2 protein-coding genes (1 of these 2 only partly in view) are annotated in these 26,402 nt (G+C 66.3%); both read left to right on the top strand.

From position 1 onward, the window contains the following. Window positions 1-11,454: the 3' portion of an SDR family NAD(P)-dependent oxidoreductase gene (locus sS8_RS09390; protein ID WP_119629423.1), read on the top strand. 7,398 nt of this gene lie to the left of the window's left edge; 11,454 of the gene's 18,852 nt are visible here — the last part of the coding sequence; its start codon lies beyond the left edge, outside the window; the stop codon is at window positions 11,452-11,454. Next, window positions 11,451-26,402, top strand: coding sequence for a beta-ketoacyl synthase N-terminal-like domain-containing protein (locus tag sS8_RS09385; protein WP_119629422.1), 14,952 nt, complete (start codon window positions 11,451-11,453; stop codon window positions 26,400-26,402). The genes sS8_RS09390 and sS8_RS09385 overlap by 4 nt, the downstream gene beginning before the upstream one ends.

Raw genomic sequence — 26,402 nt, 5'->3', positions numbered from 1 at the left:
GTTTCGCGGACACCCTTGCGGCAAGGGGGGGTGTATCTCATTGCTGGCGGTCTCGGCGGCGTGGGCCGGCAACTCGCCGAATACCTCGCCGAAAACGTAGGGGCACGCCTGATCCTGCTCGGCAGAAAACCCCTGGACGCCACGCGCGAAGCGGAGATTGCCGACATCGAAAAGCACGGCGGCGAAGTCCTCTATGTGCCGACCGACCTGAGGTCCTGGACTCGAACGCAGGACGCGGTGGCCCTGGGGCTGGCGCGCTTCGGCGAAATCCACGGCGTGTTCGACTCGGCCGTCATCTTGCGGGACAAAGCCCTGGACAACATGGCGGAAGACGATTTCCGCGCCGTCTACGGCACCAAGGTGCAAGGCAGCATCCATCTCTGTCGTGCTCTGCAAGGGCAAGACCTCGATTTCATCGTCTTTTTCTCCTCCATACTTTCGATCGTCGGCAACGCCGGACAGGGCAACTACGTGGCCGGGGGCACTTTCCAGGACGCCTTCGCCCGTTACCTCGATTGGAAAAAGCCCTACCCGGTGCAGGTGATCAACTGGGGGTACTGGGGCACCGTCGGCATCGTCGCGTCGGCGGACTACCAGCGGCGCATGGGCAACCAGGGCATGGGGTCCATCCTGCCCAAAGAAGGCATGGAAGCTGTTCGGCGCATCCTGGCCCGCGGCGCGGGGCAGGTGGTGGCGATCAAAGCCAGCCGCTCCTTGCAGGCGAAAATGTACGTGAGCCCGGAACCCGGGCCGGCCGGTGCGGCAGGGGAAATCCCGGCTGCGCTGGAAAAGCTCGGTGCCGGCCTGAACCCGCCTGCGCCGGTTCCGGCCGAGCTGTTCCGGTTCCACGAGGGGTATCTCGCCCTGCGGCGGTACGCACATCAGCGGCTTCATACGGTGTTCCGGGACCTGGGCCTGCTGGACACGCCGCCGTCCGGCGCGATCCCGTCCCGCTTCACCCGCTTCTACCGCGCGGCGCGGCGGCTGCTGGAACGTTCCGGGCCGATCGACGCCGTTTCCACGGCCGCGGCGGAGCGGGAGCGGCTACGGCTCGCCGAGGGCTACCCCGAGGTCCGTGCCCATTTGGCGCTGCTGGACCACTGCATCGGGTCTTACCCGCAGTTGTTCCGGGAAGAGACCCTGCCCACGCAAGTGATGTTTCCCGCCTCTTCCATGGCGAAAGTGGAGGGTATCTACAAGGACAACCCGGTTTCGGACTACTTCAATTCGCTGGCGGCGCGAAGCGTGCTCGGCTTCGTCCAGGAGCGCGGGAAAACTCTCCGCGACGGCGAAACCCTACGCATTCTGGAAATCGGCGCCGGCACCGGCGGCACGTCCGCCGGCGTCCTGAAAGCGATCGGGGACTACGGCAGCCGGCTGGAATACGTGTACACCGACGTTTCGAATTTCTTCCTCGTCCACGGCAGGAAGCTGTTCGGGGAAACCTATCCGTTCCTGGCGTTCCGGCTTCTGGACATCAGTAAAGACCTCGCCGCCCAGGGTTTCCGGCCGGAAAGTTTCGATCTGATCGTGGCGACCAACGTACTGCACGCGACGCCCGATATCAGGGCGACCCTGGATAACGTCCGGTCATTGCTGAAAACCCATGGCTGGCTGGTTCTGAACGAAATGACCGCGGCCCAGGACCTGCTGACCCTGACTTTCGGTCTGCTGGACGGCTGGTGGCTGTACGAGGATGAGGCGTGCCGTATCCCGGACAGCCCGCTGCTGACGCCGGAGACCTGGCGGCAATTGCTGCGGGACGCCGGTTTCCCGCGGTTCGAAGTCCTGGAGCCGCCGCCGTCGACCGGCCTCGATCTGGCGCAAACGGTCATGGTGGCCGAGAAATCGGCGCGGACGGTGCAGGGTTCGGTGAGCCGGCCCGTTAGTCTCGGGCAGATGCCCGGCGAGGCCCCGACCACTGAGGCCCCGACCACTGCGGAACCGCCGGTTTCCGCATTGCGCGCGGAGCCATCGGGGGAATCCGGCCGGGCGGCAACGCCGGCCGCCGCAGTTCCCGGCAAGAGCGAAGACCTCGAGCAGCGCTTGCTGGACACCGTCCTCGATTGTGTCGAAGCGGCCTCGGGCATAAGCCGCGCGGACATCGACGAAGACAAGCCGTTTTCGGAGTACGGCATCGATTCCATTACCGGCATCGAGCTGATCAACGAACTGAATCGTGTCCTGGGCATCTCCCTGAGCAAGACCGTGCTGTTCGACCGCACCACGGTGGCCGCCCTGGCCGCTTATATCGCCGAACGATACGGCGACGAACTGGGTCCGGCGGAGAAAACGCCGGAAGCGGAGCCGCAGGCGTTTTCCGCCCCGGAGCCGGCCTCCCGCGCCGAGGACCCGGCCGGAGACACGATAGGTCCGCATTGCCTGCATTACGGATTCCAGGCGCAGGGCGACTGGTCCCGTGGCCAAGAAGTGCTGCTCCACTACCGGGTCACCGTCGAGGACAACAACTGCATCCGCGATCACGTGATCTACGGGCAGTACATCATGCCTTCCGATGCCTATCTGGAAATGCTCTACATCGGGACCCGCCGCCTGCTCGGCTACAGCGGGGGCCTCCAGGTCGAGGGCTTCAACCTGCAATTCCCGATGATCACCTTCCCCGGCGTTCCCCTGGATTGCCGGTTGCGGCTGACACCGGGCGCGAAGGACCACCGCTTCGTCATCGAGAGCCGCAAGGCCGGCGAGGGCGGCGTTTACAAGGCCAGCGTCGACGGGCGGTTCCGGGAGATCGCCGCGACGGCTTCCGTCAACCGGGCGTACACGACCGTCTGGGAGCAGTTCGAGACGGAAGTCGATCCGGACGAGATCTATACGCCGGACGCCATTTTGAAGGTGGGCTCTTCCTATCGGACTATTCGAAAAATCCGGATTCGGGAGAAAACCGCGGTCAGCCGCTTACAGCGGACTCTCGAAGGCGAAAGGCTGCGCGACCGCTTCGTGCTGGAACCCTCGATCGTCGATGGCCTTTTCGCCACCGGGCTGCATTTCGCGAGCGTTCTTTCGGGCAACCGGAAGAACTTCTTCATTCCGGTGCTGTTCGACCGGATACAGGTCTTTCGGCAACTGCACGGCGATGTTTATTTCGGCTTGGTCGAGGCGGTTTCGGTCAAGGAGGAGCACATCACCTTGGACCTGACCCTGGTCGACGATCAGGGTAACGTGGCGGCGGCGTTCCAGGGTTTTCATCTGCAAAAAATTCTGGCCGAAGACCTGGCGAAGAACGCGGGGACAGCCGCGGGCGGCGCCGTGCCCGCCACAGGCACCGAACGCGCCCTCGAACGTGCGTCCGCAAGTGGCGGCGCGCAAGCCATGGACATCGCCATCATCGGCATGGCGGGCCGTTTCCCCTTGGCCGACGGGGTCGACGAATACTGGCGGAACCTGGCGCAGGGCAAGAACTGCGTGACCGAAGTGCCCGCGGATCGCTGGAGCCTGGCCGAGCACTACGATTCCGACCCCGGCAGCCGGGACAAGACCTATTCCAAGTGGGGCGGCTTCCTCAAGGAGATCGACCGCTTCGATGCGCTGTTTTTCCAGATTTCGGGCAAGGAGGCGGAGCTGACCGACCCCCAGCAGCGCATCTTCCTGGAAGACTGCTGGCGCACACTGGAAGACGCCGGGTACTCGGACGCATCGCTTTCCGGGCTCAAGGTCGGGGTCTTCGCCGGGGCGACCAAGGGCGACTATCAGCTCAAGATGCACCACGAGGACGGCGCGGCCATCGAAGGTTTTTCCTTTCCCGGCAACGAGCCTTCGGTGACGGCGGCGAGGATTTCCTATTTCCTCAACCTGAAAGGCCCCAGCATTGCCGTCAACACCGCGTGTTCCTCTTCGCTGGTGGCGATCAATCTGGCCTGTCAGAGCCTCCTGGCGGGCGAGAGCGACATGGCCCTGGCGGGCGGCATACATATCTGCACCACGCCATTGTTCTACAAGCTGACCAGCAAATCCGGCATGCTCTCGCCCACCGGGCAGTGCCGGGCATTCGACAACGACGCCAACGGTTTCGTGCCGGGAGAGGCGTCCGCGGCCATTCTGCTCAAGCCCTTGGATCGTGCCTTGCGCGACGGCGACCACGTCTACGGGGTGATCCGCGGGATCGGCGTCAACCAGGACGGCAAGACCAACGGCATGACCGCGCCCAGTTCGGTCTCCCAGGCCGAGCTGGAAGTGTCCGTTTACGAACGATACGGAATCCCCGCCGACAGCATCAACTACATCGAAACCCACGGCACCGGCACCAAGCTGGGCGATCCGATCGAAGTCGAAGCGCTGACCCAGGCCTTCCGCAAGTTCACGCAGGAAAAGCAGTTTTGCCCGATCGGTTCGGTGAAGACCAACATCGGCCATGCCGCGTACGCCGCCGGCGTTTCCAGCGTGATCAAGGTGCTGCTGGCCATGAAGCACCGGAAAATTCCGCCGTCTCTGCACTGCGACCGCTTGAACGAATACATCGACTTCCGGGACAGTCCGTTCTACGTCAACCGGACCCTGCAAGACTGGAACGCAGCATCCGGCGGCGTCCGGCGGGCGGCGGTCAGCTCCTTCGGCATCAGCGGCACCAACTGCCATCTGGTCATCGATGAAGCGCCGGCATCCGCAGATGTCGGCCCGCAACCCGAGCCGTCCCGGCCCGGTTTCCTGATTCCCGTCTCGGCGAAAACCCCCGTCGCGTTCGCCCGGAAATGCGCCGATCTGCTTCAGTGGCTGCGAGAAGAGGGCAGGGAGGCCAGGCTGGGCGACATCGCCTACACGCTGCAACTCGGCCGCAGCCATTTTGCCTATCGCAAGGCTTTCCCGGTGCGCAGCCGTCGGGAATTGGCCGACCGCCTGGGCTCGGACCCGCTCGAGCCCAAACGCGAGACGGCCGGCCGGGATCTCAAGAAAGAGGGCCGTCAACTGTTGCTGGAAATCCGGGAAAACGGCACGGGTTCCGGGGAGACGGCGTATCTGCAACGCCTGGAGAAACTGGGCGCCCTGTACGAACAGGGATACACGCCGGACTGGAGCCTGTTGAATCCGGCGGGCGAGGGCTGGCGCCGCCTGTCCATGCCGACCTACCCGTTCCAGGGGGAGCGTTTCTGGATTCCGGAGACCGCGGTGGACGCGCCGGTCTCCGCGACGGGGAGCGCGGCGCTTCATCCGCTGCTGGACAGGATTCATCCGGGATTGAGCCTGGCGCAAGGACTCACCTACGAAAAAACCTTCCGGGCTTCCGACTGGCTCCTGCAGCAGCATCAGGTCGACGGTAAGGGCGTGCTGCCCGGCGCGGCTTATCTGGAAATGGCGCGCGCCGCGTTTGCCTCGGCGGTGGATCGGCCGTTCCGCTTCTCCCGCATCGTCTGGTCCAGGCCGCTGACGGTGGAGCGGCCAACGACCGCCCGGATCGTGCTCCGGCAAGAACACGGCCGGCATCAGTTCGCCGTACTGGGGGCGGAGGGCGAGGTACACGCCGGCGGCGAGCTGGTTCCGGACAGCCCGCCCGCCGCGCCGCCCGTGATGGCGCGGGCGCCCGCGCTGCGCAGCGCGGGCCTGTCCGAGATCGCCGGGCAACAGCTCTACGCCCGGTTGCGCGAGATCGGCGTCCAACACGGTCCGGGCCTCCAGTGCCTGCAACGGATTTACCTGGGCCAGGACGAAGCGCTGGCGGAATTCGCCCTGGACCCGGAATCGGAAGCGCGATGCCGGCCGTACACGCTCTCGCCCGCGCTGCTGGACGCGTGTTTGCAGCTCGGCGCCGCGTACGTACTGAACCGGAGCGAAGGCGGCGGGCCCATCAAAAGTCTGCTGCCGCATTCCATCGAAGCGGTGGAATTCTCGGCGCCGCTGCCGTCCGCGGGCTATGTCCACCTGGAAAAGCTCGGTCCCCTGCGTTTCAACCTGTCCTTGCTGGACGTACAGGGACGGGTCTTCTTGCGCCTGCACGATGCCTTCTACCAGGCTCGGAAAGATTCGCTCGCGGATTTTTTCTACCTGCCGCGCTGGGAGCCGAGGCCGCTCCCCGCGCGCCCGCCGGAGCGCCGGCCGGGCGCAACCGTGCTGTTCGTTTCCGTCGATCGCGACCCGGCCGTCGCGTTGCAGGAACGCCTGATGCGGACGCACGCTTCCGATGAGCTCTGGGAAATCCGCTTGGGCACGCGCAACGAAAGCCTGGGCGAGCGGCGCCGGCAAGCGGATTATTCCGATCCGCGGGCGATTGCGGACGGCCTCCGAGCGGGCGGATTTCCCTGCCCCGACCTCATCTATTTCATGGGCGGCATTCAGGACAATCCGCCGGCCTCGCTGCCCGATGAACTGCTGCAACGGAGCCGGCAGCAGGGCGTACTTTCGCTGTTCAGACTGATCCGGGCGCTGATCGAGCTTCAATGGGTGCATCACGGAATCCGCTTGTGCGTCTTGACCGAAGGCGCCCACGCGGTGGTCCCGGAGGAGCGCGTCAACCCCCTGGCGGGCAGCCTGTTCGGCCTGGCCAAGACGGCGGTCAAGGAATACCCGCAATTGCACGTGAGCTGCGTGGATTTCCACCGCACCGACGACCCGGACCGGCTGGCCGCGCAGATCCGGGCGGAACCGGGCAGCGACCGGGGGCGGGAAGTCGCCCTGCGGCACGGCGAACGCTTCGTTCAGGTGCTGGAGGCTGTCGACATCCCGCCCGCGGAACAGACCCTGTTCCGTCACCAGGGCGTCTACCTGATCCTGGGCGGCGCCGGAGGCATCGGCTTTGCGTTCAGCCGTTATCTCGCCGAAAAGGTCCGGGCCCGCATCGTCTGGATAGGGCGCAGCCCGCCGACCCCCGAGATCGAGGACAAACTTCGCGCGATCGAGGCCCAAGGCGGCCAGGGACTGTACCTGCAAGCCGACGCCGGCGACCCCGAGGCCTTGAAAAACGCGGTCGCCCGGGCCGGACATCGGTTCGGGCGGATTCACGGGGTCGTTCATTCCGCCCTGGTGCTGAGGGACAAGTCCCTGGCCAATATGGACGAGAGCACCTTCCAGGAGGCGCTGGCGCCCAAGGTGCAAGGCAGCGTGAATTTGTACCGGGCACTCGGCGGCGAGCGCCTGGACTTCTTCCTTTTCTTCTCCTCCGGGGAGTCGTTTACCTGTTACGCGGGGCAGAGCAACTATGCCGCGGCCTGTACCTTCAAGGACGCCTTCGCCCGCTACTTGCAATCGGTCGCGCCTTACCCGGTGAAAATCCTCAACTGGGGTTACTGGGGCACGGTCGGGGTGGTGTCGAGCGAGGCCTACCAGCAGCAGCTCATTGCCCGCGGCGTCTACTCGATCGAGCCGGAAGAAGGCATGGAAGCCATCGAGCGGGTTCTGGCCAGCCCGTTCGGCCAGGTCGTGCCCATGAAGGTGAGCCGCGAGCATCTGCGCGAGCTCGGCGTGGAACTGCATGGCCAAACGCCGGAACACGCTTCCGAACCCGCGGCGCAACGACCGGCAGCGGCGCCGGACGCCGCTCGCATCGATACCGGCCTGGACCGGAAGGCGGAGGATTTCGTCAAGACCGTTTTTGCCGAAACCCTGAAAATCGGGAAGGACAGCATCGACTCGCAAGCCACTTTCGATATTTACGGCCTGGACTCGCTGCTCATCGGCGGGGTGCTCCAGGCCTTCGAACGCCGTCTGGGGCCGCTGCCGGTGGTGACGCTGTACCAGCACAACACCGCCGAAAGCCTGACCCGGTATTTGCTCGAGCAGCACCGTGGCGCGCTGGAAACCCTGCTCGGGGGCGAAACCGCGACGGCTTCCCCGGCTCCCGCGGAGCCCGCGCCGGCCGTCCCGGTGCCTACCGAGGCGCCCGGGGAAACCGCCCGCGGCGACATTGCCGTTATTGGCCTCAGCGGGAAGTATCCCATGGCCGAAGACCTGGAGCAGTTCTGGCGGAATCTCCGGCAGGGGCGGAACTGCATCCGCGAAGTGCCGCGCGAGCGCTGGGACTGGCAGGCCTATTACTCGGCCGACAAGCACCAGCCCGGCGGAATCTACAGCAAATGGGGCGGATTCATCGACGACGCGGATCGGTTCGATCCCCTGTTCTTCGCCATTTCGCCCAACGAAGCGCGGCTCATGGATCCCCAGGAGCGGCTGTTCCTCGAAAGCGCCTGGACGGTGCTGGAAGACGCGGGCTATACCCGCCAGGGGCTCGCCGGGCACAAGGTCGGCGTATTCGTGGGCGTCATGCACGCCGACTATGAATCGCTGGCCGGCGAGCTGTGGTCCTCCGACCCCACCGTGGCGGCCCATTCCTCGTCCTGGTCGGCGGCCAACCGGGTCTCCTACCTGTTCGATCTCGACGGGCCGAGCCTGGCGGTCAATACCGCGTGCTCCAGTTCCTTGACCGCGATTCATCTGGCCTACGAAAGCATCATGCGCGGAGAATGCGACCTGGCCATCGCCGGCGGGGTCAACTTGATCCTCCACCCCAAGCATTACCTGCGCCTGTCCGCCGCCACCATGATCTCCCGAGGCGACCGCTGCCGGAGCTTCGGCGCCGACGCGGACGGTTTCGTCGCCGGCGAGGGCGTGGGTGCGGTGCTGTTGAAGCCCCTGGCGCGGGCGGAGGCCGAAGGCGACCACATCTACGGCGTCATCAAGGCGTCGTCCATGAATTCGGGCGGCAAGACCAGCGGTTACACCGTGCCCAATCCCAACGCCCAGGCCGAGGCGATCGTCAACGCCTTGCGCCGGGCCGATATCGATCCCGACACGGTCAACTACGTCGAGGCTCACGGTACCGGGACCGCCATCGGCGACCCGATCGAGATCGCCGCCCTGACCCAGGCTTATCGCAGCCTCGGCCTTCGCGGGCGGCGGCATTGCGCGCTCGGTTCGGTCAAATCCAATATCGGCCACCTGGAATCGGCGGCAGGGATAGCCGGCCTGACCAAGGTGCTGTTGCAGATGAAGCACCGGGTGCTGGTGCCTTCGCTGCACGCCGAGCGGCCGAACCCCCACATCGCGTTCGAGGACACGCCGTTTTACGTGCAGCAGGAACGGGCCGAGTGGGAGCCGGTGACGGTCGACGGCCGGCGCCATCCCAGGCGCGCCGGCCTCAGCTCGTTCGGGGCGGGCGGCACCAACCACCATGTGATCGTGGAGGAATACGCGCGGTCCGAACTCGACGCGTCGCCGCGAACCGGGCCGGCACCCGGTCCCCTGGTGTTCCCGCTCTCGGCCAGGGACCCGGAAAGCCTGCTGGCCTATGCCGGGCGCTTCCTGGACTTCCTGCGGGCGCAGCCGGTAGACCCGGAACACCTCGCTTATACCTTGCAGCAGGGACGCGAGGCCATGACGGAGCGGCTGGCAATCGTGTTCTCGACCCGGGCCGGGCTGGCGGAAACGCTGAGCGGCTGGATTCGCGCGCAGCAGCCGAGACAGGTATCGCGGGCGCCCGTCGCGGGCGTCTTCGAGGGCCGGGTTCGGAGCGAAGCGCAGGCAGCGGGCAGGCCTACCGGAACGGCGCGCGAGCGGGCGGAAGCGTTTGCCCGTGCTTGGGTCTCCGGCGCGAAGGTCGACTGGTCCGATCTGTACGCCGACAGCGGCGCCGACGCCAAACCCTTGCGGCGGATTCCCCTGCCGACCTATCCCTTCCGGAAGGAGCGCTACTGGATTCCGGCTGCGCCCAAGGACGCTCCGAAAAAGCCTTCTCCCACCGCGGGAGGCATGGGCGAGGGCATTCCGGACCAACCGGATGTCCAAGCGTCCCCGCACGATTCGAGCCTTAACCAGGGTTTCCCCAAGCTCCCGGCCGGAGCAGCGGTAATGCCCAAGTCTCCGGTTTTTGCGGCGTCTCCGGAATCGGCGTCTTACCGCGGGGAAGAAAGCGGTTCCGGGCGTTCGGTCGCGGTCATCGGCGCCGGGCCCGCCGGTCTCGCGGCGGCCAAGTGCCTGCTCGAAGACGGCCATGACCCGACGGTATTCGAAAAGACCGACCGCATCGGCGGGATCTGGTGTTTCCGCGACGGCCACCGCGGCGGGCCTTACCGGTCGACGCGCCTGCAGACCTCGAAATTCACCTCGCTGTTTTCGGATTTCCCGCCGCCGGATGAGATGTCGATTTTTCCCGGCGTGGAGGAAATGAACCGGTATCTTAACGATTACGCCGATCATTTCCGTCTGAGATCCCGAATTCAGCTGAACACGGCCTTGGAAAGCCTGGTCCGCGAGGACGGGCGGTGGCGGCTGACCCTGCGCGGACCCGATGGCAGCCGGTACAGTCGGAGCTTCGATGCGGTCTGCATCTGCACCGGCAATTTCTGGCAGCCCAAGCGCGTTTCCTATCTCGGATTGGACGGCTTCCGGGGCGAGCGCCTGCATTCGGCCGACTATCACTCGCCGGAAATTTTCCGCGGCAAGCGGGTGCTGGTCATCGGCAACGGCGTGAGCGGCATGGACATTGCCGTGGACGCCGCCGAGGAAGCCCGGCAGGTGTTCGTGAGTCTGCGCTCGAAGAAGATGATCATTCCGCGGATGTTCGGGTTCACCACCAACGACGGCTCGATCACGACGGTCAAGCGCCTCCTCATCAATCGGCTGAGCGCGCGGGAGATCCTGGACGAATGGCGCGCGTCGATTCCGGACTACATGGCCGCACTGGAACGAAGCGGCCTGATGCCCGAGTTCCCGGTCAAGGAAAACGTCCTGCTGGTGAGCTGCGATTTTCCGGGTGCGGTGAGCGAGGGAAAAATCCGGCTCAAGCCGGAGCTGCGCGATTTCACGGCCGACGCTTGCACATTCGAGGACGGCAGCCGGGAAGAAATCGACATCGTCGTCGATTGTACCGGGTACGAAGAACCCCGCTATCCGTTCCTGCCGGCATCCATCAAGCTTGACGAACTCTACAAGCACCAGTTCCACCCGGACTATCCGGACCTTTGTTTCATCGGACGCAAGCCGGCGTCGCTGAGCGTGATTCCCACCCTGGAACTGGAAGCGCGCTGGTTTTCCAAGGTCTTGTCCGGAACCTGCCGGCTTCCCGATGCGGACACCCAGCGGCGAATCATCCGCGACGACGCCCGTAAGGAAAGCCGGCGCGGACAGCTTTTTCCCAGCATTGATTCCTCCCAGCAAAACATGTGGCTGGCGGAGCAGATCGGCGCGTTTCCCAACCCGGTCCAGGACTGGAAGCTGTTCTGGAAGCTCATCAACCTGCCCGCGGTTCCCGCCATTTACCGGCTGGTCGGCCCGAATCGCTGGCCGCAAGCCGAGCGCTACCTGGAGACCCTGCAGCAGAAGCTGTACATCAACAAGAACGACCCCCGTATCGAGGCGATGAAATTCGTCCTGCTCGGGAGACTGGGCGGGGAAAACCTGGAAACGATGGTGAATCTGGGCTGGATTTCGCCGGCCGAGCGCGCCAGGGCGCTCGAAACCCAGCGCCCCCGCCGAACAACGGGGCACAAAACACCTAGCGGAGAAGCGGCATGACGAATCAACAGACCTTGCCGGCACTCATGGAAAAGAGTTTGGCCGAAGCGGTCGCCTTAGTCCTGGGCATGGAACGGCACCGGGTGGACCCCAAGGAAAACCTGAGCAGCTATGGTTTCGATTCCATTACCCTGACCCAGCTGGCGAACCGGTTGAATCGCGTGTTCCCGTTCGTACGCCTGGATGCCTCGACTTTCCTGGAGCACACCACGCTGGACGCCTTGCGGGCGCACCTGGCGTCCCGCTATCGCAAGGATTTCGAAGCCTTCTTCGGCTTGGACGGACCGGGAAATCCGGCCGCGCCGGACGATTCCGCGGGTGCGGCGGCGACACGGCCGGAGCCCGAGCGGAGTGCCGCAATCCGGGAAGCGCCCCAAGTCCCGGCAGCGGCGTACACGGGCTACACCATGTCCGGTTCCTCGTTGCTGGAAGGCTTCGATTTCGACGAGGAGAGCGAACTGCAAGCGCCGTCGCAGCCGTCGCCCGCCGACGCCGGCGGCAGGCTGCCCGCGCGCGGCGCCGAGATTGCCGTCATCGGCCTCGCCGGCCGGTTTCCGGGCGCCGACAACATCGTCGAACTTTGGGAAAACCTGGTCGGGGAACGAAACGCGCTCGGCGAAGTGCCCAGGGACCGCTGGGACTGGCAGGCCATTTACGGCGATCCGGACGCGGAGGGTAATCTGACCGATTGCCGCTACGGCGGATTTCTCGACGACCCGGACCGCTTCGACCCCTCGTTTTTCGGGATTCCGCCGCTGGAAGCGGCGGAAATGGACCCGCAGCAGAAACTGGTCCTGCGTGCGGCCTGGGAAACCATCGAGAACGCCGGTTATGCCATGGACAGCCTGCGGGGAGAAGCGGTAGGCGTCTACCTCGGCGTGCAGCGCAACGAAAACCTTTTCCAGCTGATGAAATCCGGCCGCGAGTTCGGTCCCTACACCAACATCGGCAATACCCATTCCATGCTGGCCAACCGGGTTTCCTATTTCTTCGACTGGACGGGCGACAGCCTGTCGGTGGACACCGCCTGTTCGGCGTCTTCCAGCGCCCTGCACCTGGCCTGCCACGCGCTGCTGCGCGGAGAAATCAAGCTCGCGCTGGTCGGCGGCGTCACCGTGGTCCAGGAACCCTTCTCGCATATCGCCAACCGCAAGATGGGCCTGCTGACCAATGAGCCACGGGTTCGCTCCTTCGACCGGGACTCGGGCGGCTATCTGATCGGCGAGGGGGTCGCGACCGCGCTGCTGAAGCCGCTGGCGCAGGCCGAAAAGGACGGCGATTACATCTATGGCGTCATCAGGGGCTGCGCGGTCCGGCAAAGCGGCAGAACGGTCTTCCTGACCGCCCCCGACCCCAAGTCCCACGCGCAGGTGATCCGCTCCGCGCTGGCGCAGGCCGGTCTCGGCCCCGGGGATATCGATTACGTGGAAGGCCAGGGAACCGGCACGGCGCTGTCCGACAAGGCGGAGCTCAAGGCTTACGCGGAAGTCTTCGGCGACAGCGGAAACGGCGGAAGGCGCAACCCGGACCGCAAGCTGAGCCTGGGCAGCATCAAGGGCAATATCGGCCACGTGGAGTCGGCTTCCGGCATCACCTCCCTGATCAAGGTCTGCCTGGCCATGAAGAATGGGGTCATCCCGCCGGTGCTCGATTTCCGCGAGCTGAACTCGGCCGAGTCGGAAGAGGAACTGCCGTTCCGGGTGCTTGCGCGCAAGCAGGCGTGGGAGCGGCGCGCGGGCGACGCCGGGGAAACCGATCCGCGACGGGCGGGCATACACAACTTCGGTTACGGCGGATTGTGCGCTCATTTCATCCTCGAAGAACACGTCAATGCCTGCGAACGGCGCGCGACGGACGAGCCCGCCGCTCCGCGCGAGGAACTCCTGGTGTTTTCCTCGAAAAGCGAGGCGCAGCTGGATCAGTACCTGGCCCGCTTTCTGCGCTACCTCCAGGGCGCGCAATACCGGTTTTTCGGCATTCGGCGCCCGGATCTGGGCGACCTCGCCCAGACTCTGCAACGGGGCCGCCAGGAGATGGAGGTCCGTCTGGCGGTGGTCGCCTCTTCGGTGGAAGAGCTGGTTGCCAAACTGCAGTGCTACCTGAGCGGCGAGCGCAGGATACCGCGGCTGTTTTGCAGCGGTGTGAAAGCGGCTGGGGCGGACCGCGCGGAAGCCATCCCGCCAGGGCTTTACCCGAGCCGGGCCTGGGACGAGATCGCGGAACGCTGGGTCGATGGCGGCAGTCTCGCGGACTTGGCCGAGCAGGGGGCGGCAAGGCAACGGATACCCTTGCCGAACTTCTGTTTCGCTTCCGGGCCGGCGTCCGATTCGGAACCCTCATCCGATCCGGCCGAACCGCGGCTCAATCCCGTGGCGTGGCATGCATTTTCCGGCGCATTCCGGACGCTCGAGGAGATCAGCCGGGAATGGCTGCTGGCGCGGTTTCAGGCCTGGGGCGCGTGCCGAACCCCCGGCGAAGTGCTGGAACCGGAGCGCCTGAAAGCCGCCCTGGGCATCGCGCCGCAACACCATCGCCTGTTTGCCGTGCTGCTCGACATCCTGGCCAGGGGCGGCGTCCTGCAACGGGAACACGACGGCTACCGTGTGATCGGGGTGTCGTCGGTAAATCCGGCGGAGCTCGAGCGGAAATGCGACGAGCTGCTGCGCCGCTTCCCGGAGCTCGAGACCCAGATCGGCCTGACCCGGGACTGCCTGGACCGGCTGCACGACATTCTGACCGGCCAGGTCCCGGCTACCGCGATTCTTTTCCCGGACGCCTCGATGAAGCGGGTCGAGGGGTTTTACAAAGGGAATCCGGTCGTCGATCACTTCAACCAGCTGGTCAACTGGCAGCTGGTCGCCGCCATCCGCGAACTCGCGCGCGAACGCCGGCCCGAGCAAAAAATCCGCATCCTGGAAATCGGGGCGGGGACCGGCGGAACCACGGCTGGCGCGCTGAAGGCCATCGCCTGTTTCGGCGACCGCCTGAACTACGTGTACAGCGACATCTCCTCGGCGTTCACGCAGTACGGTAAAACCCAGTTCGGGGCGGATTTCCCGTTCCTCGAATTCCGGGTGCTCGACATCGAAAAGGACATCCTGGCGCAGGGATTCGAGCCGCACGCCTTCGACCTGATCGTCGCCGCCAACGTGCTGCACGCAACAGCCGACATGCAGCGTACCTTGGGCCATGTCCGGCGTCTTATCAAGCCCGGCGGCCGCCTGATCCTGAACGAAGTCACCCATGCCCAGGATTTCATTTCGCTCACCTTCGGGCTGTTGCACGGCTGGTGGGCGTTCGCGGACGAACACCGGCGCCTGCCCGGCGGGCCGCTGCTGGATTCGGACATGTGGACGGCGCTGCTCCGGGAACAGGGTTTCGGCTCGGTCGAGATTTACGGCCGGTCCGGTCCCGACGGCGAGGACACCGGCTATAACGTCGTGGTGGCGTCGGACCGTGTCGCGGCGGCGGACGCAAGACCCGGCGCGGAGCGGCGGACCACTCCGCCCGGCCCGGTGGAGAAGCCGAACCGGCCCGCGGTAGCGGCGCCCAATTCCGGCATTGCCCGGCAGCTGCGGGAAATCTTCGCCAAGGTGCTGATGATGGATGCGGACGCGATCGATGCGGACGCGCCTTATGTCGATTTCGGCGTGGATTCGTTCACGGCGGTACGGGTGGTCAGGGAAATCGACCGCGCGCTCGGGCTCGGTCTGCGCGCCACCGAGTTGTTCAACTTCCCCAGCATCGACGCGCTCAGTCGGCATATCGGGCAGCGTGTGGCGGCCGCCGCGGCAGAGCCGCAAAGGCCGGCAGCGGAAAGCCCTCCGCCCGCTCGTCCCGCGGACCCGCGCCGGCCGGCCCCGACCGCTCCGGCGACGGCGGCTACTGCCGTTCCGACCCCATCCGCCGACGGCCAGGCCGGCATCGCCGTGATCGGCATGTCCGGGCGCTTCCCCGGCGCCCGGAACATCGACGAGTTCTGGCGGAACCTGGCGGAGGGCCGCGACGGCGTCGAGGCGGTTCCGCCCGAGCGCTGGGACGGCAAGGGATTTCGGGGCGGATTCGTCGACGATGTCGACCGCTTCGATCCGCTGTTCTTCAATATTTCGCCCAGGGAAGCGGAGTGGATGGACCCGCAGCAGCGCCTTTTCCTCCAGGAAGCCTGGCGAACCTTCGAGCATGCCGGATATTCCGCCGAAACCCTGAAGGGCAGCCGTTGCGGGGTCTTCGTCGGCTGCCGCGAAGGCGATTACCTCAAGCCGTTCGCCCACCTCGGCACCAGCAGCTACCAGGGAACCGGCAACAGCGCCTCGGTGCTCGCGGCGCGGATCGCCTACGTGCTCGATCTCAAGGGCCCGAGCCTGGCCATCGATACCGCCTGTTCGTCCTCGCTGGTCGCGCTCCACCTCGCCTGCGAAAGCATCCGCATCGGCACCTGCGATCTGGCCCTGGCGGGCGGTGTCTCGCTGCTCTGTACCGCGGAAAGCCATCAGGTGTTGAGCAAGTCCGGCATGCTGGCGCCGGACGGCCGCTGCAAGACCTTCGACGACGCCGCCGACGGCTTCGTGCCGGCGGAAGCGGTCGGTGCCGTGCTGCTGAAGCCGCTGGAACAGGCGCTCCGCGACGGCGACCGGATCTACGGGGTGATCCAGGCCCACGGCATCAACCAGGACGGCAAAACCAACGGGATCACGGCGTCCAGCGCGCCTTCCCAGTCCGCCCTGCAACGGGAAATTTACCGCCGCTACCGCATCGATCCCGAACGCATCGGCTACGTCGAGGCCCACGGCACCGGCACCAGCCTGGGCGATCCCATCGAAATCGACGCCCTGACCGACACTTTCCGGGCCTACACCCAAGGCCGGCAATTCTGCGCCATCGGCTCGGTCAAGACCAACATCGGCCACACCCTGGCCGCCGCCGGCGTGGCAGGACTGATCAAGCTGCTGCTTTGCCTGCGTCACGGACAACTGCCGCCTTCGCTGCATTTCGAGAAGGAAAACCGGCATTTCCGGCTGGCGGAGACGCCGTTCTACGTGAATACCGAGCTGAAGGATTGGGAACGTCCGATGGGACTGCCGAGGCTGGCCGCCCTCAGTTCCTTCGGGTTCAGCGGCACCAATGCCCATTGCGTGGTCGAGGAAGCGCCGGACCGGCCGCTCGACGCCGTCCGGGACGAAGCCGGCCGGCCCTGGCTGATCCCCCTTTCCGCGAAAACTCCGGCCGATCTGGCGGCACGCGTCGAAGCGCTGGCGGACTGGCTGGACCAGGACGGGGAGGATTACCCGCTGGGCGACATCGCGACCACTCTCCTTTTGGGAAGAACCCATTTCGATTACCGTCTGGCCCTGGTGGCGAGCGATCGGCAGGCGCTGGCCGCGGCCTTGAGGGAACGGCTGGCGAGCCCCGAAAGCGCGTGGGCAAAGGTCCGGCCGGAACAGGAACGCAGCGCGGCGCTCAGGCAGTTCGGCAGCCGCCTGTTGGCGGAACTGCGCGATCCCGGCCTTCCAGACAGGGAACGTGAGGAGACACTGGAGAGTCTCGCCGACCTGTACCGGCAAGGCTATCCCCTGGAGTGGCGCCTGCTTTACCGGGATGCCGATACACCACGGGCGGTTTTTCGGAAAGTGCCGCTGCCGACTTACCCGTTCATCGGCCAGCGCTACTGGCTCGCACCGGCCGCCGGCATCGGCCCGGAGACCGGGGCAAAGTCCGCTCCGAATCCCGTGCCTTTCCCGCCGGAGCCGCCGGATTTGAAGACCTTCCAGGAAGCCTACGCCCGCATCCCGGATTTCTGCGCCTTGCTGCTGGCCGGTGCGCTGCGGGAGATGGGGGCATTCCGGGAGCCGGGAGCGCGCCACACCCCGGAGGAGCTGCGCGCCGTCCTGCGGATCGATGCCAAGTACCACCGCTTGCTGGATGCCTTCCTGAACATCCTGCTCGATGCCGGCCATTTGCGGCGCCACGGCCGCTACCTCGTGCGCGTCGACGGCGAGAGCCCAACGTGGCGGATATCGTTCGAGGAACTCGGGCGGGAAAAGGAACGGCTGGATGCGGATCGGCCCGCGATCGGCGCCTTCCTGAACCTGCTTTGGGTGTGCGTCCGCAATTACCCGGCCGTGCTGCGGGGCGAGCTCAAGGCGACCGAGGTGATGTTCCCCGGTTCCTCGTTCGATCTGGTCAAGGGCATTTACCGGGAGAACGCGACCGCCGATTTCTATAACCGGATTCTGGCGGACAACCTGGCGGAATACGTCGGAACCCGGATCGGGCGGGCCGGCGGCGAGCCGCTCCGCATCCTGGAGATCGGCGCCGGCACCGGCGGCAGCTCGGCTCTGCTGCTGAGCAGGCTTCGGCCGTTCGGTGAGCGGATCAGCTATCTGTACACCGATATATCCTCCGGCTTCGTCCAGTACGGGCGCAGGACCTACGGTCCCCATTACCCTTTCGCGCGCTTCGAAGTCCTGGACATCGAGAAGCCCGTCGCGCCGGAATGCACGTTCCGGAAGTCGTTCGACATCATTCTCGCGGCCAATGTCCTGCATGCCACTCGCAAGCTGAACGAGACCCTGGACCATGTCGAAGCCTTGCTCAAGGACGGGGGCTGCCTGTTCCTGAACGAGGCGACCGACGTACAGGCCTTCGCCACCATGACTTACGGTCTGCTGGACGGCTGGTGGCGGTTCGAGGACGATCTCCGGCTCGAAAACTCGCCGCTGCTGGACGCGGACCTTTGGGTGGCGCTCCTGGAAGGGAGAGGTTTCGCCGTCGCGCCCCCGCAAGGCCTGGCCGGCGACCGCAAAGGGCCGGGCCAGCACATCCTGATCGCCCGCCTGAACGGCGACGGCGCCCGCCCGGCTCGGCCGTCCCCGCCCCCTGAGCCGGCCACGGCGTACCCGCTGGCCGGGGCTGCGCCGGGCCCGCTCAGACAGCGGATTCGGCAGGAGGTCGCGGCGGCGATAGCCCATATCCTGGGCCTCGCGGACATGGAACAGGTGATGGAAAAGCCGTTTTCCGATTACGGACTCGATTCGATATCCGGAATCGATTTCCTCGGCCTGCTCAACCAGCGGCTCGGAACCGACCTGCGCATCACGGTGCTGTTCGACTATCCCAGCGTGGCCGCCTTGTCGGACTTCATCCACGACAGCTACCGCGAGCAACTCGGCGGTTCGGATTTCGGCCGGGTTCCGGATCGGTCGGCGGCCGGCGAACCCGGCGACACGCCGAACCGGCCCGGCGTTCCGGCCGCGGCGCCTCCGCTTCCCGCCGCCCCCGGGGCGCGATGGGAAACGCGGCCGGACGACATCGCCATCATCGGCATGTCGGGGCGTTTTTCCGGGACGCGCAATGTGCGCGAGTTCTGGGAAAAGCTCGCTTCCGGCGTTTCCACCATAGGCGAGCCGCCCCCGGGCCGCTGGCCGGAAGGCAGCTTTCCGCCGGGTTACCGGGCCGGTTTTCTGGAGGACATCGACCAGTTCGACCCGCTGTTCTTCAACTGGTCCGGCTCCGAGGCGGAACAGGCCGATCCGCAGCAGCGGCTGTTCCTGGAGGAGTGCTATGCCGCCCTGGAAGACGCGGGCTACCCGCCCGCCCAGCTGCGCCCGCTGAAATGCGGGGTGTTCGCCGGCGTCGGCATGAGCGACTACCTGATGAACATGCGCGACAGCGGCTATCCCGGCGAGGCCCAGACCTTCTGGGGCAATTCCCCGGCGGTGGTGCCCGCGCGGATTTCCTATTTCCTCGATCTCAAGGGGCCCGGCGTCGCCGTCGATACCGCCTGCTCCTCCTCGCTAGTAGCGATTCACTGGGCCCGTCAGAGCCTGCTCGCCGGCGAGTGCGACATCGCCCTGGCGGGCGGGGCTTTCCTGTGCACCACGCCGCATTTCCACAACTTGGCCGCCAAGGCGCAAATGCTGGCGCCGGACGGCCGCTGCAAGGCCTTCGATCGGAACGCCGACGGTTTCGTGTTCGGCGAGGGCGTCGGCGTGATCGTCCTGAAGCGGCTGGATGCCGCGCTGCGCGACAAGGATCACGTTTACGGCGTGCTCAAGGCCTCCGGCGTCAACCAGGACGGCAAGACCAACGGCATGACCGCGCCCAGCGCCCGCGCGCAGACCGAGCTGGAAGTCGCGGTCTACGAGCAGGCGGGGATCGATCCGGAAACCATAAGCTATGTCGAGGCACACGGCACCGGGACCAAGCTCGGCGACCCGGTCGAAGTGGCGGCCCTGGCCGACGCGTTCCGGCGCTACACCGACAAAAAAAGCTTCTGCCTGCTCGGCTCGGTGAAGCCGAATATCGGCCATGCTTCGCTGGCGGCGGGCGTGGCCGGCGTGATCAAGGTGCTACAGGCCTTTGCCCACCGCAAAATCCCTCCCTTGCTGAATTTCTCCGAGGCCAACGAACACATCGATTTCGCCGACAGCCCGTTCCAGGTCAATACCACGCTGCGCGACTGGGAAACCAGCGGCGGGCAGCCGAGGCGCGCGGCCGTCAGCGGCTTCGGCCTGGGCGGAACCAATGCCCACCTGGTTCTCGAGGAGTCGCCGGTGCAGCCGCTTTCCAGGCCGTCCTGGGAAGAGGTGCCGGTGCTGATCTGCCTGTCCGCGAAAACGCCGTATTCGCTGCGGCAAAAGCTTCGCGACCTGGCGGATGAGCTGGACGGACCGGGGCGGCAGTACTCCCTGGGGCACGTCGCCTACACCCTGCACGTGGGCCGCGAGCACTTCCGGGAGCGGGTCGCGCTGGTCGCGCAAAGCCGCCGGGACCTGGTCGAACAGCTGCGGCGGGCCGATTTCGACGCCGTGCCGGACCCGAACCCCATGCCCACGGGTGACGTGGAGTCATGGATGGACCAACTGCGCACCGCCGGCCTGCCGCTGCCGGAGGCCCTGGAAAGACTTCATGCTCTCGCCGCCCTGTACCGGGCGGGCCACGATATCGACTGGCGAAACCTGTACGCCCAGGACATGCGCTATCGCGTCCCGCTGCCGAGCTACCCGTTCGAGCGCGCGCGGTACTGGTTTCCGGCGACGCCGGCGGCCGCGCAAGCAGGCATCGTTGCGGCTCGGGACGCTACCCGCCCGGAAACCGGGGCCGAGGACGACAGGACCTGGTGGCAGCCCGGCTGGGTGCCTGCGCCGCCGGTTCCGTCGCTTCGTCCGGCCGAGGGCCCGCTGCTGGTGTTCGGAGACCACCGGCAGGATTTGTCCGGCTGGGGCGGTGCTCCGGTCGTACTGGTAAGCGCCGGCGACGGCTTTTCCGTCGCCCCGCAAGGAACGGTTCGCGGCGCCGCCGTGGCGATTCGGATTCGCGCCGGGAATCCGGAAGACTACGAGCAGCTGGCCGGCCTGCTGGCTCGGCACAGTCTGCTGCCCGCGCGCATTCTGCACGGGTGGTCGCTGCAGCAAGCGTTCGAGCCGGACCGTCCGGAGGCGCACCTGGAACGGGGCTTTTACTCGGTCCTGTTCATCGCCCAGGCGCTGATGAAACAGAAGGCTTGCCCGCCGCTGGTCCGCATGATCTACGCCTTCGTTCCCTCGCCATCCCGTGATTACGCGCTGAACCAGGCTATCGGGGGGCTCGCCAAGACCCTGAACCGGGAACATCCGAATGTCTTCTGTCAGACGCTGGAACTTCCGGAAGCCGCGCGGCTGGCCGAGATCGCGGCCGGGGAATTCCGCTGCGGCGCGCGCCATGAAGTCGAAGTCCGCTACCGGCAGTGTGCCGACGGAACCGTGTCCAGGGAAGTCAGGACCTGGCGCGCCGTCGAGCTGGACGCGACGCCGGCGGTTCCCCTGGCGCTCAAGGAGCAGGGCACTTACCTCCTTGTCGGCGGCGCCGGCGGGCTCGGGCTGCTGTTCTGCCGCTACCTGCGACAGCTGGCCGAGCGCCAGAAAACCCGCATCGGCGTCTTCCTGGCCGGCCGCAGTCCGCTGTCGGCCGACCGCTTGCGGCGGATCGAGGACCTGAGCTCCCCGTGGTGCGAAGTCAGCTACCTGCGGGCCGATGTTTCCGAGCCCGAGGGCGCGAGACACGCGGTCAGCCGGGCCAGGAGCCGGGTGGGCGGCATCGCGGGGGTTTTCCACTTCGCCGGCAGCACCCGTGATGGCTTCCTCCTGAAAAAGACCCGCGAGGAATGCCGGGAGGTGCTGAGCGCGAAGGTGTCCGGAACGCTCCAGCTGGAACGGGCGCTGCAAGGGGAAAAAGTCGACTTCGTGACGTTCTTTTCCTCGGCGAGTTCGGTGATCGGCAATGTCGGCCAGGCCGACTACGCCTATGCCAATGCGTTTCTGGACGCTTTCGCGGCGCAGGGGGGCATGGCCGGCAGCCACACCTTCAGCGTGAACTGGGCGCTGTGGCGGGACGGCGGGATGCGGCTTTCCGACAGCAAGCTGGAAACCATGGCTTCCGCCATGGGCGTGCGCGAGCTGGCGACTGCCGTGGGGATCGAGGCATGGGAGACCGTTCTGCAATCCCGCTTGCAGCAATGCATGTTTCTCTCGGGAGACGGGCCGCTCATCCGCGGTTTCGTTGAATCCGAGTTTCCCGCTCCGCGGCCGGTTTCCGAACGGCATGAGCGGCAACCCGTCGACATCGGAAGGATCTACCGGGACGCTGAAAGGATCGGACGGGTCCCGGCCGATCGAGGGCCGGACGTCGCGGCCGAACCCGTCGCGGCAGCGGTCTCGGCTCAGGCTATCGAGGCGTTCCTGCAAGCGCGGGTGGCGGAGGTGACCCGTCTGCCCGCGGACAAAATCGGCGCGCATCGTCCGCTGGAGGAATTCGGGCTGGACTCGCTGATGATCACCGCCCTCAACGACAGGCTGGCGGCCCGCTTCGGCCCGCTGCCGGCGACCCTGTTCTTCGAATACCCCACCGTTGCAGCCCTGGCCGAGTTTCTCTCCGGCCGGGAGAAAGCGGCACGGCCGGCGGCGGCCGTCGCCGAAATCGGCGCCGGCCCCCGGCTGTCCGGGGGCCTTGCGACTGCGCCCGCGGAAGACACCCGGTCTTCGACAGTCGCCGATATCTACCGAAAGGCCGAAACCATAGGGCTCGCTGCGGCGCGGAGCGATACCGGCCGCCTCGGGGAGCGGCGGGAAGCTGACGTTTCCGCCCCGGTTGCCGGCGCCGCCGAGACCCGGACGCTTGCGCCCGCGGCCGCGGTTCCCGGCATCTCTCGGGACATCGAGGCGTTCCTGCAAGCGCGGGTGGCGGAGGTGACCCGTTTGCCCGCGGACAAAATCGGCGCGCATCGTCCGCTGGAGGAATTCGGGCTGGACTCGCTGATGATCACCGCCCTCAACGACAGGCTGGCGGCCCGCTTCGGCCCGCTGCCGGCGACCCTGTTTTTCGAATACCCCACCCTTGCGGCCCTGGCCGAGTTTCTCTCGGCTCGGCCGGAAGCCGGCCGACCGCTCCCGGACGGCAGCCGGTGCAGCGCGGCCGCTACGGCCGTCCCGGAGACGGCCCCGGCTGCATGCGATCCCTGCCGCGACGACATGCCGGCAGTGCGCCGGGCCGGGCCGGATCCGACAGTCGGGACCGATGGCGCTCGCTTCGACATCGCCGTCATCGGCGTCAGCGGCATCTACCCGGAAGCCGACACGCTGGAGGCTTTCTGGGACAACCTCGCGGCAGGCCGGGATTCCGTCACCGAAGTGCCGCGCAACCGCTGGAATTCCGACGAATACTACGATCCCGACCGCACCCGGGCCATGCAAGGGAAGATGTATTGCAAGTGGGGCGGATTTATCGACGGCGTCGACTGCTTCGACCCCGCCTTCTTCAACATCTCTCCGCGCGAAGCCAAGCTCATGGACCCGAGCGAGCGCCTGTTCCTGCAAACCGCGTGGGCGGCTTGCGAAGACGCCGGCTATACCCGCAAACGATTGGCGGAAACCTGCAGCATGAACGTCGGGGTTTTTGCCGGCATCAGCAGCTACGCCTATTCCCTGTGGGGACCCCAGGAGTGGGCCCGGGGCAACTGGTGCACGCCCTGCGGGGGACTTTGGTCGATCGCCAATCGCGTCTCCTACGTCATGAACCTGACCGGGCCGAGCTATCCCGTCGACACCGCGTGTTCCTCGTCCCTGAGCGCGATCCACCAGGCCTGCGCGAGCCTCGGAAACCGGGAATGTTCGATGGCCATTGCCGGGGGAGCCTCGTTTCTCCTGCATCCCCAGCAATATATCGGGATGTGCCAGAACCAGATGCTGTCCCCGACCGGCAAGTGCCACAGTTTCGGCGCAGCGGGGGACGGCTTCGTGCCCGGCGAAGGGGTGGGCGCCGTCTTGCTGAAACCGCTCGCACAGGCGCTCGCCGACGGCGACCCGATTTATGCCGTCATCAAGGGCAGTTCGGTCAACCACGGCGGGCGCACCAACGGCTACGCGGTACCCAACCCCAAGGCGCAGGCGGAGCTGATCAGGCGCGCGCTCGAAAATGCCGGGGTAGACCCCCGTTCCATCAGCTATGTCGAAGCCCACGGCACCGGAACCGCCTTGGGCGATCCGGTCGAGTTCGAGGGACTGTGCCAGGCCTGGGTCGGCCCCGAGGCTCGGTCCGGGGGCGACCGGCCGTGGTGTGCGATCGGTTCGGTGAAATCGAATATCGGGCACTTGAACGCCGCGGCCGGTATTTCCGGCCTGACCAAGATCCTGCTGCAGATGAAGCACCGGACCCTGGCGCCCTCGCTGCATGCGCGCAAGCTCAATCCCAAGATCAATTTCGCCGATTCGCCGTTTTACCTGCAGCAAAGCCTGGCGAAATGGGAGCCGGGACAGCCCAGGCGGGCCGCGATCAGCTCGTTCGGAGCGGGCGGCGCCAATGCCCACGTGATCCTGGAAGAGTATTGCGCGGCGTCGGGAACGGAGGACGCCGGACCGGAACCGGAGGCCGAATACGTGATTCCCATCTCCGCCAGGAACCGCGAACGGCTGTTGGTTTACGCGGAAAAGATCCTGGCGTTCTGGGAAAGGCGCCGGGACTCCCTGTCCTTGCGGGATTTCGCCTACACCCTGCAAACCGGCCGCGAGGCGATGGCGGAGCGCTTTGCCTTCATTGTCCGGCGCAAAGAGGAGGTCGGCATTCAACTGCGTGCCTTCCTGCAGCGGACCGGCCAGCCGGGGCAGGGGAATGCCGCGGCAACGACCCGCTTCTTCGAGGGCCGGGCCGAGGAGTTTGCCGCACCGGCGGACGCCGCGGGGCTGGCGCGCCCGGTATCGGCTTCGGCGCCGGTCGAACTGGCCGGGCGGTGGGTCACGGGCGCCGAGATCGACTGGGCGGCCCTGCCGTGCTGGAAGCATTCCGGCGGGTCCCCGGCCCGGCGAATCTCCCTGCCGACTTACCCGTTCGACAAGAAGCCGTGCTGGTACCCGGAAACAGCGCCGAGCGCCGCCGGAACCGCGCAAAATGTCGTCCCTGCCGCCGATCCGCTGGACCGCTACCGGGAGGCTTTCGATGATCTGGCCCGCCTCGGCGGCAGCGGGCTGCTGCGCGCTTTCCAGGCCATGGGCTGTCTCCGGGAGCCCCTGGAAGCGTATGGAAAGGACGAACTCAAGGCCCGAATCCGGCTGATCGACGACTACGACCGGCTCTACAAAGCGCTCCTGGACATCCTGCGGACCGCCGGTTACCTCGAGATCGAAGGCGACCGGATTCGCAGCACGCCGCGGGTCGTAGAGGAAGGCCAGTCGCCGGACCTCGCCGCCTGGACCGGCAAGCATCCGGAACTGGCCGCCAACTTCCGGTTGCTGTGGACTTGCCTGGAAAACCTGCCCGCCATCCTGCAGGGGCGTCTGCCCGCGACCGAGGTGATATTTCCCGGTTCGTCGATGGCCCTGGTGGAGACCGTTTACAAGGAAAACGCCGTCTCCGACTATTACAACCGGATCGTGGCCGAACAGGTCCTGGCTTTCGTGCACGAGCGCTTGCCGGAACTTCCCCCGGGCGAAAAACTCCGCCTGCTGGAAATCGGGGCCGGCACCGGCGGTACCAGCGCCGCGCTGCTCGCCGCCCTGCAGCCGTACCGGGATCGCTTGCATTACACCTACACCGACGTGTCGCCGGGTTTCCTGCAGCACGGCCGAAAGCATTACGGCCACCATGCTTTCGTCGATTTTCGGCTGCTCGATATCGAAAAAGGCGTCGAAAACCAGGGCTTCGCCTTGCAGCGGACCGACCTGGTGATCGCGGCCAACGTGCTCCACGCCACGCGCCGGCTGAACGCCACGCTGAACAACGTCAAGGCCCTGCTGCGCCCGGGCGGCGGGCTCATCCTCAACGAGGCAGTGGAAACCCACGCCTTTTCAACCCTGACCTTCGGCCTGCTGAAAGGCTGGTGGCTGGCGGAGGACCCGTACAACCGCCTGCCGGGGTCGCCCTTGCTCAGCGTCCCGCTGTGGGAACGGATTCTCGCGGAGGAAGGCTTTGTTTCGATACGGGCGACGGCACCCGTGATCGAAGCCGGCGCGAGCCAGAACGTGCTGGTGGCGGAGAGCGACGGCCGCATCGTGCCGCTCGAACCGCCGGCGGTTAAACCGGCAGCGCTCGGCCAGGCGGAGCCCCCGGCACCGGAGCCGATGGACGCGCCGGAGCCCGGTGACGGCAGGAAAACCGAGCTGGTTCGAAAACTCCGGCGCATCGTCGCAGCGGTGATCGAAGTGGAGCCGGAGCAAATCAGCCCCGATTGCGCCTACGTGGACCTGGGGGTGGATTCCATCCTGGCGGTCGAGATCATCGGCCGCGCCAACCGGGAACTGGGCATCGCCCTGCGCAGCACCGCGCTGTTCGATCACGCCACGGTCAACAAGCTGGCCGCGCATATCCTGGAGCGGCACGGGGACGCGATCGAACCGGAGGACGAACTGCTGCAGGTGTTTCAGCGCCTGCACCGCGGGGAACTGGACATCCGGGCCGCCAATACGCTCTTGGGTGCTCGATAA

This window comes from Methylocaldum marinum, assembly GCF_003584645.1.
In the GTDB taxonomy this organism is placed as follows: domain Bacteria; phylum Pseudomonadota; class Gammaproteobacteria; order Methylococcales; family Methylococcaceae; genus Methylocaldum; species Methylocaldum marinum.
The sequence above is the reverse complement of the archived record's forward strand: the minus strand, read 5'-3'. Positions and strand labels throughout refer to the sequence as shown.

Bases quoted from the DNA above. Each gene is read 5' to 3' on its own strand.
- sS8_RS09385 (WP_119629422.1), top strand. From the start codon at position 11,451: ATGACGAATCAACAGACCTTGCCGGCACTCATGGAAAAGAGTTTGGCC.